This is a genomic window from Mycobacterium sp. MUNTM1 (assembly GCF_054660795.1).
In genome coordinates, this window is the sequence record NZ_BAAGDE010000028.1 from 21624 (window position 1) to 37280 (window position 15657).

A 15657-nucleotide genomic window follows, 5' to 3' on the forward strand; every position below is an offset into this window, starting at 1 on the left:
CACCGGCAAAAAGACACGCTGCGGTCTGTTCCGCCAGCGCGACGAAAGTTCGCGACAACATGCGCTGCCCACCCGCTTGCCCTGTTGGTGTTTTGGCAGGGAATCGCCATGTGCTCGAACACCTTAAAATTGGACAACGTAGGCACCGCCGCCGCAGTTTAAGTCCCCCCGCTTCCCTGCTGCCGTGCCCATCCACCTTACTTACTTTCACCCGAATTTCGCTGTATACGGCAGGATCCCAGGAAAGGTTGGTTCCATTGACCATCGGACAGCGCGCCACTTTTGCGTTGAGCGCGAGCGAGCTCGAGCAGTTCTACAAAGACGGCGTCGCCGGACCCTTCGACTTATACGACCCCGACGAAATGCAGGCCAACCACCGCGCGCTTACGCCGAAGCTGGTGAACACCAAGACCGCGATTTATCATCAGCCCGGGACGGCGGCCGGTGTGACCAACCTGGCCAGCTATGACCGCCACCTCGATGTCGACTTCCTGTCCGAGCACATCACCCGGCCAGAAATCGTGGACCGGGTCTCGAGCATTCTGGGCCCAGACACGCTGTGCTGGCGAACCGAACTGTTCCCGAAGTACCCGGGTGACGAGGGCACTGACTGGCATCAGGCCGACACCTTCTCCGGTGTCAATGGTGAAGGCAAGCCGCAGATCCTGTGGCCCCAGGATGCCGACTTCGGCGGCACATTGACCGCATGGTGTGCGTTCACCGACGCCACCGTCGACATGGGTTGCCTGCAAGTCATCCCGGGTTCACACAAAACGATGAACTATGACGAATCCAAGACGATGTGCTACGACGCCGGTGCGATCAACAACGTCGAAAAGAACGGCGTCAAGCGCGGTCTGTTCGGCTACGACTACCGGCAGCTGCAAAAAGACCCAAACTGGACACCCGATGAATCCAAGGCTGTGTCGCTGTCGATGCGCCGAGGTCAGTTCGTGATCTTTTGGTCCACTCTCATGCATGCCTCGCACCCCCACCTCGGCAAGACCCAAGACATGCGTTTGGGCTTCGCCGGCCGGTATCTGCCCACCCAGGTTCGGGTGTATCCGTTCACCGACACGCTCGATGAATTCGGCGGGCGCGCCAGCCTGGAGAAATTCGGCTGCGTGTTGGTCTCTGGACAAGATCACTACGGCCACAACAAGTTCGTCACCCACAACGTCAACGGCACGCCATTTCGCATCCGGTGACGCTCGCTCATCCCACGGAAGGAACTCTAGACATGGACATCGCCACGATCGAAAACCAAATCATTGCGTGGTGCCGCGATTTGGGGCTGAAGATCACTAGCGCTGATGACGACTTCTTTGCCTGCGGCGGAACCTCATTGACCGCGGTCAAGCTGATGAACCGCGCCGACGCCACCTACGGTGAGGACGCCCTGAGTCCCGATGACCTCTATGAGCGCAGCTCCATCGCCGCGATCGCTGCGACCATCCACGCGAACCTGCTGGAAACCGCACCCCACCGGTAAGGCTGGGATTGCACCGCATGACCGTCAGGGACATCTACGCCGACAACGCCGCACTGGCCGCCCACGACAAGCTCAACGACACCCACGCCGGCTATCCTGACCTGCCGATTGGTGAGTTATTCGCCCGCCAAGTCGCCGATCGCCGAGATCATCCAGCACTGTGTCGCGGTGCGCTGACCATGACTTACGGCCAGCTCAATGACGCGGCCACCGGCCTGGCGCACCGTCTGCTGCACCATGGCGCGCAGCCGTGCGACGTCATCGCCGTGGCCCTGCCGCGGGGCCCGCAGATGGTCACCGCCGCGCTGGCAACCGTGTTGTGCGGGGCAACCTATCTCCCGATTGATGTGCAGTGGCCGACGCGGAGGATCACCGAGCTGCTCGATGCCGCCGGCGTGCAGCGGGTCGTGGCCGCCGACCCGGTCGGTCAGCTGTTCGGCAGGCCGGTCATCGCCGCCACCGCAGACCACGGGCTCGTTCGCCCGGTGGAGCTGCCCACCGTTGCACCTGATGCGATCGCCTACATCAATTTCACCTCAGGGTCGACCGGGCGGCCCAAGGGTGTGCCCATCCGCCATCGCAGCATCGCCCGGCTCGTCTTCGGCTCGCGGTATGCGCCCCTGACACCCGGGGTGCGGGTCCTGCACTTGGCGCCAGTCACCTTCGACGCAGCTACCTTCGAGATCTGGGCGCCGCTGCTACACGGGGGCGTGTGCGTGATCTACCCCGATCGCTTCGTGCGGCTCGCTCGACTACGCCAAACCGTCCAGGCGCACGGCTGCGACGTCGCGTTCGTCACCACCGCGCTGTTCAACACCATCGTCGATGAGGCCCCGGAGAGCTTCGATTCCGTGGGCACCATCCTCACCGGCGGCGAGGCCCATTCGATCCGGCATATGCGCCGGGCATTAGACCACTATGGGCCTGGCCGGATCGTCAGCGTCTACGGCCCGACCGAGGCGACAACGTTCGCCACCTATCACCCGATCAACGAGATAGCCGCCGACACCACCACCGTGCCGATCGGCACGCCGATCCAGAACACCCGCGCCTACCTGATCGACCAGGACCGGTTGTGCGCCCCGGGGGAAATCGGCGCACTGCACTTGGCCGGTCCCGGACTCAGTCCCGGCTACCTCGGGCTGCCCGAGCGCACCGCAGCCGAATTCTTCGACGCAGCGATCGGACCCCATCTCGAACGTCTCTACCACACCGGAGATCTGGCCTACCTCGACGAGCACGGTCGGCTGGTGTTCTGCGGTCGCCGCGATGATCAGTTGAAAATCAACGGGTTCCGCATCGAGCTCGGCGAAGTACGCCACCGCATCGAAGAACTCGCCGCGGTGCGCGCCGCCTACGTCACCCCCTACGAACCAAGCCTTGGACAGCGGGCGTTGGCCGCCTTCCTCATCGCCGAGGACCCCGCTATGTCGGCAGAATTACCTGGTCTGGTCAGCGCCCATCTGAGCGCCCGGCTACCCGCCTACATGATCCCGAAGATGGTCTCGGTGGTCGACGAGCTGCCCCTTGGCGAGACCGGAAAGATCGACCGCACCGCATTGCTCTCCCCTGCCTGACCCGTCCGTAGGCCGCGAATGTGCCTGAGCCACAACACGCCCCAGGAGGATCGCCATGACCGCATCACTGAGCGATGGCACCGAGAGCACCGGTCCGATCCTTAACGACCAGCATGAGGCCCTACGGGAACGTGTCCGCGCCGTTCTGGCCGAGATTGTGCTACCGAACGCCGATTCGTGGGAACAGCAACGGCGTATTCCGAGGACAGCGTGGCAAGCGCTGGGCGCCCAGGGGCTGCTCGGATTACCTCATGATGGGCCCGGGTTTCTCGACAGTGCGGTGTTCTGCGAGGAATTGGGCCGCACGGGCTATGCCGGCCTGCGCGCCGCCGTCGCCGTACACGCCTACATGGCCGCGTCGTACTTGCGCCTCTTCGGCAATGACGAACAGCGCCGAAAGTACCTGGAGCCAGCCCAGCGCGGCGACAAGGTCGCCGCGCTGGCGATCAGCGAGCCGCATGCGGGATCTGATCTGCGCAACATCGCCTCGCGTGCTGCCGAAATCGCTGACACCCACGACTACCGGCTAGCTGGCGTGAAAGCCCATGTGGCCAACGGTGTCTCGGCTGATTTCGCGGTGACGGTCGCGATCACGTCGACTCGAACGGCCGGCCTAGCCGGTGCAAGCATCCTCATTGCCGATATCGACGGGATTGAAGTGAGACGGGCCCCTGAAAGACCGCTCGGGTTCCGCAGCTCCGGTGTGGCATCCCTGGTTTTCGAGGACTTGCCCGTGCCTGCCAGCAACCTGCTTGGTAAGCCAGGACGTGCACTCCTGCAATTGATGAGTGCGTTGGACTTTGAACGGCTCATCGCGGGCTTTCTCGCTCTTGGAGGTGCCCGCTATACCCTCGAAGTTCTCAGTACGCATATCCGGACCCACATGGTCGGCGACACCGCGTTGAGCGGTTTCCAGAGTGTGCGGCATCGTCTGGCCGACCTGACCGGCCAGCTGGCGCTGGTTCGCCAGTTCGCCTATGCCGCGGCCTGGCAGCACAGTCAAGGCCGCCTGGACACCTTCACCGCGGCGACACTGAAGCAGAAAGCGACCGATCTGGAATTAGCTGCAGCGTTGGCGTGCATGCACTTGCATGGGGCCCGCGGCTACCGTGAGGATTCCATTCCGGCGCGTCTGTACCGCGACGCGGTCGCCTCCCCGATCACCGCAGGGGTTAATGAACTCCTCAAAGACCTCGCCTTCGAAGCCGCCGGCAGCTCACTGCCGTAGCTGTTGAATGCTCACTCGCTGGTCGTTGTCGTCCATAACGCCGTCGCAGACATGGGTGATCAGCGGCTGGTCAATGGGGCAGCCGGTGGGGATCAACCGATTCAGCCGCGACCCCAGGCAAAACTGTTGGAACTGCGTGTGTTCGGGGTAGAGGATCTGCGCGAGCGAGCGCAGCGCGAGGTCGACGGGTTTCCACTGGCCATCTTCGTCGAGGACCTCGATCCAGGCATGCCCGGACGCGGCGAGCGCGGCCAGCCACCCATAACGGGTGCGGCACTGCAATCCGCGCGCGGCGAATCTGCGCTCGAGCTCGGCGCTGATGCTCACGCAGTCAAAGATTCGGCGCCCTCGCATCCAGGAGCCGTCTCGCTGCGCGGCGGTCGGCATCCGCGTGAACGTGTAACCGGCGTCGATGATTTCATCGACCACCGCGCGGATCTGTGCGGACTGGATGGCCGCTGACTGGCCGGCGGTGGCAGTCTCGCACGAGAAGGACAATGTGGGGCCAGCGACGGTGACTTTGCCGTTGCCGGCCTGGGGCGCAGTACTATTGCGCCCCGTTTCGGGAGCCCACAACACCCAGCGTTCACCCGCGACCGGTGTGCGGTCCCGGGCGGCATCGCGGTTGGCTTCACAGCTGCCCTGGGCGCTGAACCTCCATTGCATCGACGACGTCCATGTCGCAGGATCATCGGTGATGAAGCGCAGCAAAAACCCAAGGCTGACCTCGGGGATCGATGTGCCCAGCCGTGCATGCAGCGCGAGATTGATCAGGTCGAACTGGTCGTATCCCGACGGATAGTCCGGCAATCCGTGATCGGTCAGCGCCGCCAGCGTGGCCGCATCGCACCCCAGAAACGTTGGGGCATCCTCGGGGGCGACGCTCGGGCAGGCGTACTGGCGGGGTACAGGTGTCAACTGCGAAAGCGCCTGCAACCACACGCCATCGTCGGTGGAGTCGGGCGAGGTCGCAGTGTCCTCAACGCGTGCCCGGCCGGCCATCACGTGCCCGCTGCTGTGGCCGTCGCGGCGCGCTGCTCCAGCGATGCGACGAAATCGAGCACGGCCGCCTCGAACTGCTCGGTTTGCTCCACCATCGGCATGTGCCCACTGCGGGGAATCACGCACCCCCGACTGCCCGGCAACAGTGCGCAGGCATCGTCGAGCATGCTCGGCGACCACTGGTGATCGCCATCGCCGATGATGAACATGGTCGGAACCGCCAGTCGCGCCACCATATCTGGGCGATCAGGCTGGTTGATGACGCCGGCCAGGCATGCGCGGATCTGGGCTTTGGAGTTGAGCGCCAAGAAATGCTGCCGCAGCCCCAGATAGCTGGCCGTGCCGCCTTTTTCGACCTGGGCGCCGGCGAACACCAGCGGGTACAGATACTCGAAGACCGCTCGTGCCCCGCCGGCGTCGAGCCGATACATCAGATCGCGCAGGACGAGCTGCAGGCGGGTGTTGCCGTAGGGCGTGAAGGCGGGTCCGACCATGATGGTCGCGCTCACCCGCTCGGGGTATTTGAGCGCGAAGTCACGCGCGATCAGCGTGGAGATCGACGAGGCGATCAGCGTGACTTTGTCCAGGGCAAGGAAATCCAGCAGATCTAGCAGGTCCTCGACGTGCTCACCGAGCGGGAAGTCCGTGCCGCGCTGGGTGGAGACGCCCTGATTTTGCAGGTCGTACTTCACCACGGTGTGATGCTGCACGAGGGTCGGGGTGAAGTTGCGCCAGGCGGGCGCGACGATGAAGAAGTTGTTCAAACAGACGATCGGTGGCCCCTGGCCGTCGACTTCGACGTAGAGTTCGCCGCCGTTGCGGGTCGCGCAGCGCTGCCCGCTCCGATACCGCATGTCCACCGTTTCTGGGCGTGTGAAATCCATGCCGTTAGCCCTCAACGCTTCCCACGGCCGCCACCGGCGATCCGGTGTGCGCCAGGTGGTGTTCTGCGTAGGCCGCGAGGACCTCGCGCGGGGTTGCGAAGTGGATCACCTCGGGGTTGACGTAGCGCAACAGGTTGGCGCAGTCGTAGACGTGGTCTTGCATCAAATACGGTGCGTGGAAACGCAGTTTGTCGGTGAACATTTGATCGATCGAGGTCAACATCGCGCGATCCTGGACGAAACGTGGCTCACAGATGCCCAGCGCGTCGGCGATGCCTGCCATCAACACACCGACATTGCCCAGCGCGGTGTTGGCGATCGTGTAGAAGCCCGGTTCCGCGGCGCACTGACTCAACGTGACCATCGCCTGCGCGACACGATCGATGGGCAGCGCGGCATTGCGCGCGTCCGGCTCCGCGATGACCTGGACACCGTAATGCTCCAAGTAGGAGCCGAGCCGATCCTCGACCTCGGCGTGGAACCGGCTCATCTCGTTGATCAGCGTGTAGACACCGCTGGGGGTGCAGGCCGCCATCGCATACGTGCGGCTATGCCCGATGATGATCGGCAGCCGCATGATCCGGGCGGTCGTGAACCCGGCGGCGCCGACGAGATACTCGGCGTCACGCTTGGAGCGTTCATAGGCGTTGTTCATCGGCGCATCCGCCGGGATGGGCTCTTCGTAGTGGATGCCGGATTGCGCTCCGGCTGTCCCAATGGTGCTGGCGTGGTTGAAAACCTCGATGCCCGCGCGGCGGGACAACGCGATGGCCTGGCGGGTGCCCTCTACGTTGACCGCCCGGATGGAGTCCTCATGCTTGTCCAGGTAGCGCAACGAGGCCGCCAGGTGCCACATTTCGTCGACCTCACCCAGGCGTGCGAGGTCGTCGATTCCGCAGCCGGGCTCGGTCACATCGCCTGCTACAGCCCGGCACCGCCTCGTGATGGCTTCGGCCAGCTCGGCGCGCTCGTAGACCTCGGCTGCCTCCAGAAGGGTGGCGTGCAGCCTGCGTTGCGCGGTGTCGTCATCGGGGCCGCGGACCAGGCAAACAATCTCTGCCGAAGTGCTCTCCAGCAGTTCTAGCATTAAGCCGATTCCGACGCTGCCCGTCGCGCCGGTCACAAGAACTCCCATGGCCTGCCTCTCAATTCGCAATCTGGGCCGAACTCAGCCGCAACACCTCGTCGGTGAGCTGCGCGATACTGGCGAATGCCTCTGGTGGTGTGTCCAAGCCGAACTGAATCCCGAACTGACGCTCCACAGTGGCGATCAGCGCGACAAAGGATTGGGAATCAAGCCCGAGCGCGCGAAATTCCTCGTGCGGCTGCGGCTCTGGCTGCTGCGGGTCGCCGAGAGCTCGGCTGACCAGAGCGGTGATGGCGGCTTGGATCTGTGTGCGTTCGGCATCGTCATCAGCGTCGGCCAAGGCGATTGCTCCCTCATCGATAAGTGTTCGACACGCGGCTCTTGCTCAGTTGTTGCTGGAAAATGCCCATCCCGCACGGGGTCTAGTCCGGTCATAGTAGCCACCGGACCTCTGGTGTTTGCGTTGAAACCGGTCGCGGCCAAACAGTGGCGGACGCTAGGTGGTGGCCAATCCTCCCCCGGCGCTTAGTGTTCATCGGCAAGAGCCGCGTCGACGGGGGCAACCTCGTGTGCTCGCGGATCGGTACCCGGGGACTCAGTGACCCCGATCCTGTTGTGCAGCCACACAAGGAGTTTGGGGGCCCACCAGTTACCTCGTCCCAGGACATGCATGAACGCCGGAACCAGGATCATCCGCATCAAGGTGGCATCGACAATGATGGCCAGTGTCAGGCCGACACCGAACATGCGCATAAACGAGGCCTGCGATGCGCTGAGCGCCACGAACGCGATCGCCATCACCAGCGCGGCGGCGGTAATCACTTTGCCGGTGTAGGCCACACCGAGCGCGACGCTTTCGTCGTTGTCGGCGTCGGTTTTCCGTGATGCCAGCCAATATTCACGGATCCGTGAGACCAGGAAGACCTCATAGTCCATGGATAGCCCGAACGCGATGCAAAACAGCAACACCGGCATGTTGGCCACCAGGCGCCCCGTGGTGGTGGTTCCCAGACCGCCGAGGTGGCCATCTTGGAAGATCCAGACCAGCGCACCGAACGTCGCCGACAGCGACAACACGTTGAGCGCCAGGGTCTTGACCGGCAGCACCACACTGCCGGTTATCAAGAACATCAGGATCGCGGTAATAACGCCGATCAGACCCAGTACCAGCGGCAGCCGCGCGGTGATGGCGTCGACCCCGTCGCGATTAATCGGACCCAACCCCGCCAGCTGAACCATCCGGCCTCGCGGCCCGGCGACCGCATTCAACCGATCGAGCTGGGCGTCGGAGGCCTTCGAGTACAGCGGTGCGGTGCTGGCGACGGTCAAAAACGCGCTGCCGTCGGCGATTCCGGTGGGCGCGGCCGGCGGGCCGACCGGGTTGCCCGCGACGAACGTCGCGGATGGCGCGGTGACCGCCGAAACATCGGGAACCTGGGACAACTCGGCGGCGTAGCGGCCGATGTCGCCGGCATCAAGCTCGCGCGCATCGGGGATCACGACGTACACAGCGGTGGCCGCACTGTTGGCGAAGTCCGCGCGCACCTGGTCGCCGACTTGGTGTGCGGAGGCCGAGCGCGGGAGCACGCGGTCGTCGGGGAAGCCCCACTTCACTCCGAGGAACGGCACCCCTGCCAGCACGATCACCGCGGTCACGGCAAGTCCGACGGGCCATGCGCGGCGCATCACGACGCGGGCAGTCCGGTACCAGAAAACTTGCTGGACCGGTTTGGGCGCCGGTGCGGGGCGCCGCACCAGTTTGCGGCCCAGTCGCCGGATATCCAGGGAATCCAGTCGCGGGCCCAACCAGACGATCGCCGCCGGGGTCACCACGACCGCTGCGGCGGCGGCGAATGCGACGGTCGCCACGCCGGCGTAGGCGAACGACCGCAGGAAATACATGGGGAACAGCACCATCACCGCCATCGCCAAGGCGACGGTGGTCGCCGAGTACAACACTGTGCGGCCAGCGGTCTGCATCGTCCGGATCAGCGCCTGCCGAGGGGGGCTACCCTCAGCCAGCTCGTCGCGGTAGCGGCTGATGATCAACAGGGTGTAGTCGATCGCCAATGCCAATCCCAGCGCGGTGGTGAGGTTGAGGGCATAGACCGACACGTCGGTGGTCAACGTGATCAGTCGAAGGATCGCCATCGATCCGGCGATCGCGACCAGACCCACCGCGACCGGCAGCGCGGCCGCAACCATGCCACCGAACACCCAGACCATCGCCAGGAAGCTGAACGGGATCGCGATGGCTTCCATCATCAACAGGTCCCGCTCAGATTGCTCGTTGACCTGGGCGTAGGCCATCGCCAAACCGCCGGCGCGCACGCTCACGCCATCGCGGTCGTGCACCACCTCAGCAGCCAGCGACTTGGCGTATTTCTGCGCATCATTTTCCCCGCCCTTGAGGTTGGCGATGACCAGGCCGGACTTGCCGTCCTTGCTCACCAACGCCGCCGCGGCTTGCGGCGCCGACGTCCACGGCGAGGACACATTCAGCACAAAGCGTGAACGTTGCAAATGCTCGACGATGTCGATACCGACACCGCGCGCCGCTTCACCGCGGGCGCCGCCGGCCGGCGCCGACACCACCAGCAAAAGCTGCTGATCGGTCTCGCCGAACTTCTGCGCCAACAACCGACTCGCTTGCGACGACGCCGACGCGGGATCGTGAAACCCACCAGCAGACAGGCTTTTCGCGACAGGAACACCAAAGACGATAGCTGCCAGGAAAACCAGCAGCGATACGGCGATGACCCGCCGAGGCGCACCCAAAGCCAGCAACGCAATCCGACGCAGCATGCCTCACCCTCTTTCACATAACTGCTGCCGGACTTGGCTCATACCAGCGCTCGTTTCGTCTCTGCCGACGCATCAGCTGACTCGGCCAATTGCTGCCATGCCTCGACCTGAATCTGAGCTAGGTCAGCCACGGTCGCCAAGCAATGCGGAGGGGCGAAAGGCAACACCTGCTGGCAGTACGTCACGACGAGGCGAGCTGCTACGAGTTGACGCACCAAGTTGCGGCCCGCCTCATTGGAGCGAACAGCAGGGTCTCTTTTCAGCCGCTCCAAGCTCAGATCAAAAGACACGGTTCGGTTTTCTACGCGCGATAAATCGCCCTCCACGGGCTCGCGCACTTCGGGCACGACCGACACCGTCTCATCTTCAGCACCACGATGCTCTCCAGGCCGCGTCCGCGGCCCAGTATTGCTCTTATTCTCCCGCGATCCGAGCGAGGAGCTGTTGAGTGAACGGCGGAGACGAGTGGGAACAGGATCATCACCATTTCGCAGCCGTAGCCGCACGTCACGCGCCGTAGAAATCGATATCTCCGCGGCACGCGCCAGCGGGCGCAACGACAACTCCGGATTCTCTGCAAGTAACCGCACAGCGCGAAGCCTTCCTGCAACTGGATCGACCGGCCGCGCCTTACCGTCCCGACCGACCCGGCGGTCCAACTGACGACTATCGCCAGTCGAACACTGCCGGATGCTCGCAATCGACCTGGGGGACAAACCAACTACGCTCGCAACAACGCGATCAGACCAGCCCGCACTACTCCGAAGAATTTTCACTGCCGCAGCCTTACGATCTTGCAGCGGCAACGGCAGGCCTTGGCGAACATTGAGTAGCGCACTCAACGCAAACGCCTCTTCCTCGGTCCCATCAAACAACGCGACATCGACCTGGTCGCGCCCGCGAAGCTCAGCGGCCCGTAGGCGATGCAATCCGTCGATCACCCGCATTGAACCACTGTGCACAACGATCGGAGGTAACAGATCCGAACACTCGGCCAGCATTTTCACATGAGAGTGGTCAAGTCCTCGCGACCGAACCGACAAATGGCCTCGTAGGCGAGAAACCGACATCTGCGACAGTGCTCGACTATGCCCCTCAACCGGCGACACCCACTGCAGAACCGAATCACTTCTTGCAGCACCGAATTCAGTCAATCATCCGCTCTTCCGCGCGCACCGTCTGCCGCTGCCCGTCAACGCCGCTCAAGACGAACTAATGCACGTCAAACTACCTAATGCTGTGACACCGCTCAAGTTGGAAACTCAGTGAGCCGATCGGCCTCAGTAATTCGCCGCTAAGCGGACGGCCACCTTCCAACTTCTTGTATCATCGCGAGGTCAGTCGGGATTGACTACGCGAATTCCTAGGATAGCGCGCTTGGCATTGCCGCACAGGAACCAGATCTATGTTTCTTTGCGGCGGAGTTCAAAACTCGAAGGAAAAACGAGGCAGCGGTAGGTCGCTTAAACGATCAGGCAACGATCGCAGCCACATAAAATCGAATTGTGATCGTCATTTTCCTAAGTCCCAGAAACAACTATTTTGATCCGGACGGATTGGTCGATCTAGCGTCCCTGGACGAGATCGCAGCATACTTGGGGGCCGTCCGGATCGAAAGCATCTCCACTGCAAGTCGTTTCGGCTATCTGGACTTCTGGTTCCACCCAATAGGGCAGGCTTCTCGCGACGTGAACCGCCCCGCGACAGAGCTGTTGTTAGCGGCCACGCCGTCAACCGCAAAGAACGTTCCCTTCCTTCGCGGTCGCATCGTCGTGAGTTCTCATGACGAGTCCGGCGGGCCAACGAGTTTGACGCGCGAGCAGATTACGAAAATGGCGCTGCACAAGAATCGTGTACTCGATCAATGGCTGCTTGACTTGCGATACGTAGTTGACGCACGCTCCCTGCGGCGACGACTCAAAGCCGAAAGGGCAGCAGCGAGCCGCGCGGCATGGAACAACCTGAGCAACGCGCTCAGACCATAGCTCAATAAGCCGCGCCACCAACAACATTCGATGTCTGACCATCAGTAATCTTGGTTTCATTGGGGAAGAAACCAAACTGCGCGATCGTTGTTCTGCAATTACCAAGATCATCAACTTCGACCCGTGATTGCGTGAGACGCATTCATTGCTTGAAGGGTGGGATGGGTTTCTTAGGCCGTGGGGGCAACTCATCGGTGTCTCCCACCAGCCAACGCAGAAAGTCTATGATGTGCCCGTTCAATGTCGAGTTCACCTCGGCAACAGCCTCTTTGGCGCGCTCCCGTAGCTCAGGGGCCGGCCGCGGCGTAATGGCCGGATGCTTGTGCTTGGAGGGCATGGCACCATTCTGCCATGGTGGCTTGCCACCGGCCAGACCGAATACGCTTTCGGGATGTCTCGCGGCCTCGCCTGACCTCCTCGCGGTCAACCTTGCTGCAGGCCCTTGATAAGACAGAGTAGTTCGTTGAGGCGCGGCGCGTCGTGACTGTGGGCGTATGCGTCGAGCCATTCGGCAAGGGTAGCTACCAGCTCTCGGGGGACTGTCAGGTGACGTTGGACGATTATCTGCAGCATCTTGTCGATCGCGATGAACGAGTGTCCCGCGCCGATGGTGGTGTAGAGCTGGTCGCGATCCGGGTCCGCTAGCAGCGGCCCGATTTGGTCGGCTAATTGCCAGGCCAGCTCAGATTCTGTCCAGTCGTTCATTTCGTCGATTGTTGTTGCTCAGGTTGCCTCGTGCAGCAGCACCCACGCTGCCGGTCAGTCGATGCTTGTGCGATAGCCGAAATTGGGTGCTGCTACCGGTCGCGATTGGCTCCGCCGCCCGTTCGCGCGGACGGACGGGACACCAGGGCATGTTCTCATCGCGATGGCGCGAGCCCCGGGTGAGGGCGCTTCGGCTGTTTCCGGCCGAATCCCTGGCCTGGCTGCGTATTTCGTTCGTCGAAAAGCTTGGTTGGCGATGCGTCGGGGGGTTACAGGCGGCCGTTGACGCTGCGGCTGAGCATGTCGTCGCCGTTGAGGATTTCGTCGCGGTCGACGCTCTTGCCGTCTTTTGCTGGTGATGCCTCGCGGCGCGCACTGTGGGTGCCTGCGCCTGCTCCCATTCCTGGTGTCATCGGTGGCATGAGCCCTGATGCACCGGTGTTGGGGGCGCTGGGGCCCTCGGTGGTTTGTCCGGCGGATGTGGCGATCGGTGTGCCTGCGACATCTATGGGCGCAGCGGTGGTGACATTCGTCAGTGTCGGTACGGCGGTGAACGGCGTGGTATCGCCGGCGGTGTGGGTTTGGGCGGGTTGGTCGGCGGCGGTGTTGTCGTATGCACAGTCAGGGTTGAACCCGCTGTCTGCAATGTCTGACCCGGCGGGTGATGCTGGGCTGGGATAGCCCGCCGAAGCTGGTTGCGGCGCCGCCTGAGGTTGCTGGGGGGTCATTTGCTGCGGGATCGCCGCGAGTCCGGAAAGCATTTGCTGGAGTTTCGCGCGGGCCTCTGGGGATAGCGTTTGGTCGGCGGCGTGGCGATCTGCGTCTAAGTCGTCGATGTTGTCTTTCGAGTCGCTTTCGTATTGGTCGGTAGCGGCTTCTTTGCGTGCAAGTAGTTCACCGAGTCGTTCTTCTGCGTGTTTGAGGCGGTCTGCGTGCCGGGGATCGTCGTCTCGGCTGGCGGCGAAGACTTCCTGTTGAGCCGCTTCTATTTCCGCTGGGCTTGGTGCGGCAGCTTTATAATTGGCGAGGTTTACTTCGGCGCGTTCTTTCGCGGATTTTACGGCTGCGAGGATCTCGGATAGATGCTGGGAAATGTTCGCGTTTGTGCGTAATTCAGAACGCCACGCTTCGCCAGCTGCACCTTCCCCATCAATTCCGATGGCTTGTAGCGATTCGGTGACGCTTTCCGGGGTGGTGGGCGGATCGGACCGTGTCATGGCGCTTTGACTCTTTCATACCAGTCGAGGAACGCGCCGAAAATCACGGCGTTAATTAATTCTTCGAGTTCTTTCGTCCCGAGAGCGGTGACGGCATTGCTCGCGGCGAAGTCGAGTATTTTTCCGTGTTTGACTCGGACGATGATGCTTGGTTCGCTAGGGTCGTCCATGTATGCGCCGATCCTGTCGAGGCGCTCATTGTTTTCGTCGAATGTGTGTTGCAGTTCGGTCAGAGCCGCATTGATCGTGTCGATATTCACGCTGACGGTCATGCGTCCAATTCTGCTTTCAATGTGGTCCCCAGTTCGGCATAGGAACACTCGAGGTTGGTGTTTGCGGCCTTGATGGCGCAGCGCCCCGCCCTGACCAATTCGCTGCGGTAGTTGTTGTACTGGTGCTGATGCCAGCCCTCGCGGATGGCTAGCCCGAGGGCTTGAGCCCACTTAGCGGTGAACTCGTCGACCGCGCCGATGATCCCTGTTTTGGTGCTGATGACGGTCTGCGCGAAACTGTCCAGCTCATCGGCGCAGCGTTGGTGCCGGCGGTAGGAGCTCTCGGTATCTGCGATGTGCAGACTCATTTGGCTGGCTGACCGGGTAGCCAAGGCGCCGTCCATGCGGGTCTGCGCTTCACGGTGAGCGGCCGTCAAGTGCGGATGCGCGTGTTCGGCGAGGACGTCAGCGACACGGCGATGGTGGTTAGCGGCCTGATGTAGGAGGTCCTCGTTGAACGCCGCGGGCCAGCCGTCGACGATGATCAGGTCGGCGTCATCGCCGTGCGGCCGTTCAATCATCGGCGGCGCGCATGTCCAAAACGTCGAGGCAGGCCCGTATCCGGGTCTCGAGGTCTGCACCGGAAACGGGGACATCACCAATCGTGACGAGAGGTAAGACGATGTCCCCGCTTCCATGCATGGTGACGGTCACGGGACCTGAGGCGGCCCCGTAGCATCCAGCGGGAGTTGACATATTCGATCTGCCAGCAGACCCGACTTAGAGAATCGAGTTGGCCGACCGCAGGTCGCGCGCTGCGTTCTGCATCTTGGCTTCGCCCACCGACGTGATGATCTGGTTGACCACCTGCGCGGCATCGGTCTGGATTTGCGTGATCTTTGCCTTTTCTGATTCCAATGCTTGGGTGAACTGGCCCGATGATTCGTTGACGAATTGGGTCATCGACCGCATTTCATCATCGCCGGCTTGTTTCATGGAATTCAGGGTGGCCGTCAGCGACGCTTCCGCTGCGTCAAGAGCACCCGGGCGATACTGAACGATATCAGACATTGTGTTGCATTCCTCTCTGCAAATATTCGTGACTCGGTTGTTTGTTGCCGTGTCGTGTATCTGTTAGTGGCCGTGTGGCACGAACAAGGCTGCGGACTCTGCTTCGTTGTGCAGGTCGTCGGCCAGTGCGCTCCTGATGTGCTCGATCAGCTGAATTTCGGACTGATTTTGCCGCTCGACTTCATCGTTGACGCGCATCACCGCGAGCTGGCAGGCCTCGGAAGCTTGCCCGAGCATTGCGCCTGAGGCTTTCAGGTCCTCGAATTCACGCAGCAGTTGCTGCCACAAGTGATACCGGGCTTCCCGGTGTTCATCGATCTGCGAAACGGTTGCGTTCGCAGCCGCGTGGTCAATCAAAACATCCATTGCCGACGATCCTTTCATTTAGACAA

At 62.4% G+C, this 15657-nt stretch carries 17 protein-coding genes; 5 read left to right on the forward strand and 12 right to left on the reverse strand.

What is annotated here, in order from left to right:
- Positions 1-257: 257 nt before the first annotated feature.
- Genes ACYQ8K_RS16965 through ACYQ8K_RS16980 form a run of 4 tightly spaced genes read left to right on the forward strand, consistent with a single transcriptional unit; the run spans position 258 to position 4297 of the window.
- Entirely contained in the window at positions 258-1208 is a 951-nt protein-coding gene (locus tag ACYQ8K_RS16965) for a chlorinating enzyme (RefSeq protein WP_459970707.1), read from the forward strand.
- Between the two features lie 32 nt (positions 1209-1240).
- A complete protein-coding gene (locus tag ACYQ8K_RS16970) occupies positions 1241-1492 on the forward strand; it encodes a phosphopantetheine-binding protein (protein ID WP_459970708.1) in 252 nt (83 codons plus the stop codon).
- 17 nt (positions 1493-1509) lie between these two features.
- Positions 1510-3069, forward strand: a complete 1560-nt coding sequence (locus ACYQ8K_RS16975; RefSeq protein WP_459970710.1) for an amino acid adenylation domain-containing protein — start codon at positions 1510-1512, stop codon at positions 3067-3069.
- A 55-nt stretch (positions 3070-3124) separates the two neighbouring features.
- Positions 3125-4297, forward strand: coding sequence for an acyl-CoA dehydrogenase family protein (locus ACYQ8K_RS16980; protein ID WP_459970711.1), 1173 nt, complete (start codon positions 3125-3127; stop codon positions 4295-4297).
- Here ACYQ8K_RS16980 and ACYQ8K_RS16985 read toward each other — a convergent pair.
- The 6 genes from ACYQ8K_RS16985 to ACYQ8K_RS17010 form a co-directional block, all read right to left on the reverse strand.
- Positions 4286-5299 (reverse strand): hypothetical protein, encoded by a 1014-nt coding sequence (locus ACYQ8K_RS16985; protein WP_459970712.1) that lies wholly within the window; start codon positions 5297-5299, stop codon positions 4286-4288. The genes ACYQ8K_RS16980 and ACYQ8K_RS16985 overlap by 12 nt on opposite strands.
- A complete protein-coding gene (locus ACYQ8K_RS16990; RefSeq protein WP_459970714.1) occupies positions 5299-6183 on the reverse strand; it encodes an alpha/beta fold hydrolase in 885 nt (294 codons plus the stop codon). The genes ACYQ8K_RS16985 and ACYQ8K_RS16990 overlap by 1 nt, the downstream gene beginning before the upstream one ends.
- Before the next feature lie 4 nt (positions 6184-6187).
- Positions 6188-7318: an SDR family oxidoreductase gene (locus ACYQ8K_RS16995; protein ID WP_459970715.1), complete on the reverse strand. Its 1131-nt coding sequence runs from the start codon at positions 7316-7318 to the stop codon at positions 6188-6190.
- A gap of 10 nt (positions 7319-7328) precedes the next feature.
- Complete coding sequence (locus ACYQ8K_RS17000; protein ID WP_459970716.1) at positions 7329-7610, reverse strand: acyl carrier protein; 282 nt, start codon at positions 7608-7610, stop codon at positions 7329-7331.
- A gap of 185 nt (positions 7611-7795) precedes the next feature.
- Positions 7796-10075 carry an MMPL family transporter gene (locus ACYQ8K_RS17005; RefSeq protein WP_459970718.1) on the reverse strand — a complete coding sequence of 760 codons (2280 nt, stop codon included), beginning with the start codon at positions 10073-10075 and terminating at the stop codon, positions 7796-7798.
- 38 nt (positions 10076-10113) lie between these two features.
- A complete protein-coding gene (locus tag ACYQ8K_RS17010; protein WP_459970719.1) occupies positions 10114-11022 on the reverse strand; it encodes a hypothetical protein in 909 nt (302 codons plus the stop codon).
- A gap of 558 nt (positions 11023-11580) precedes the next feature.
- Between ACYQ8K_RS17010 and ACYQ8K_RS17015 the strand changes: the two genes are divergently transcribed.
- A complete protein-coding gene (locus tag ACYQ8K_RS17015) occupies positions 11581-12060 on the forward strand; it encodes a hypothetical protein (RefSeq protein ID WP_459970720.1) in 480 nt (159 codons plus the stop codon).
- Positions 12061-12483: 423 nt separating this feature from the next.
- Here ACYQ8K_RS17015 and ACYQ8K_RS17020 read toward each other — a convergent pair whose 3' ends face one another.
- The 6 genes from ACYQ8K_RS17020 to ACYQ8K_RS17045 form a co-directional block, all read right to left on the reverse strand.
- On the reverse strand, positions 12484-12765 hold the full coding sequence (locus tag ACYQ8K_RS17020) for a hypothetical protein (RefSeq protein ID WP_459970722.1): 282 nt from the start codon (positions 12763-12765) through the stop codon (positions 12484-12486).
- Between the two features lie 269 nt (positions 12766-13034).
- Positions 13035-13982 (reverse strand): hypothetical protein, encoded by a 948-nt coding sequence (locus ACYQ8K_RS17025; protein ID WP_459970724.1) that lies wholly within the window; start codon positions 13980-13982, stop codon positions 13035-13037.
- A complete protein-coding gene (locus ACYQ8K_RS17030) occupies positions 13979-14254 on the reverse strand; it encodes a hypothetical protein (protein ID WP_459970726.1) in 276 nt (91 codons plus the stop codon). Before ACYQ8K_RS17030 ends, ACYQ8K_RS17025 begins: the two co-directional genes overlap by 4 nt.
- On the reverse strand, positions 14251-14775 hold the full coding sequence (locus ACYQ8K_RS17035) for a hypothetical protein (RefSeq protein WP_459970728.1): 525 nt from the start codon (positions 14773-14775) through the stop codon (positions 14251-14253). The genes ACYQ8K_RS17030 and ACYQ8K_RS17035 overlap by 4 nt, the downstream gene beginning before the upstream one ends.
- Positions 14776-14974: 199 nt before the next feature.
- Positions 14975-15265 (reverse strand): hypothetical protein, encoded by a 291-nt coding sequence (locus tag ACYQ8K_RS17040; protein ID WP_459970730.1) that lies wholly within the window; start codon positions 15263-15265, stop codon positions 14975-14977.
- Between the two features lie 63 nt (positions 15266-15328).
- Positions 15329-15631 carry a hypothetical protein gene (locus ACYQ8K_RS17045; RefSeq protein WP_459970732.1) on the reverse strand — a complete coding sequence of 101 codons (303 nt, stop codon included), beginning with the start codon at positions 15629-15631 and terminating at the stop codon, positions 15329-15331.
- Positions 15632-15657: the final 26 nt, after the last annotated feature.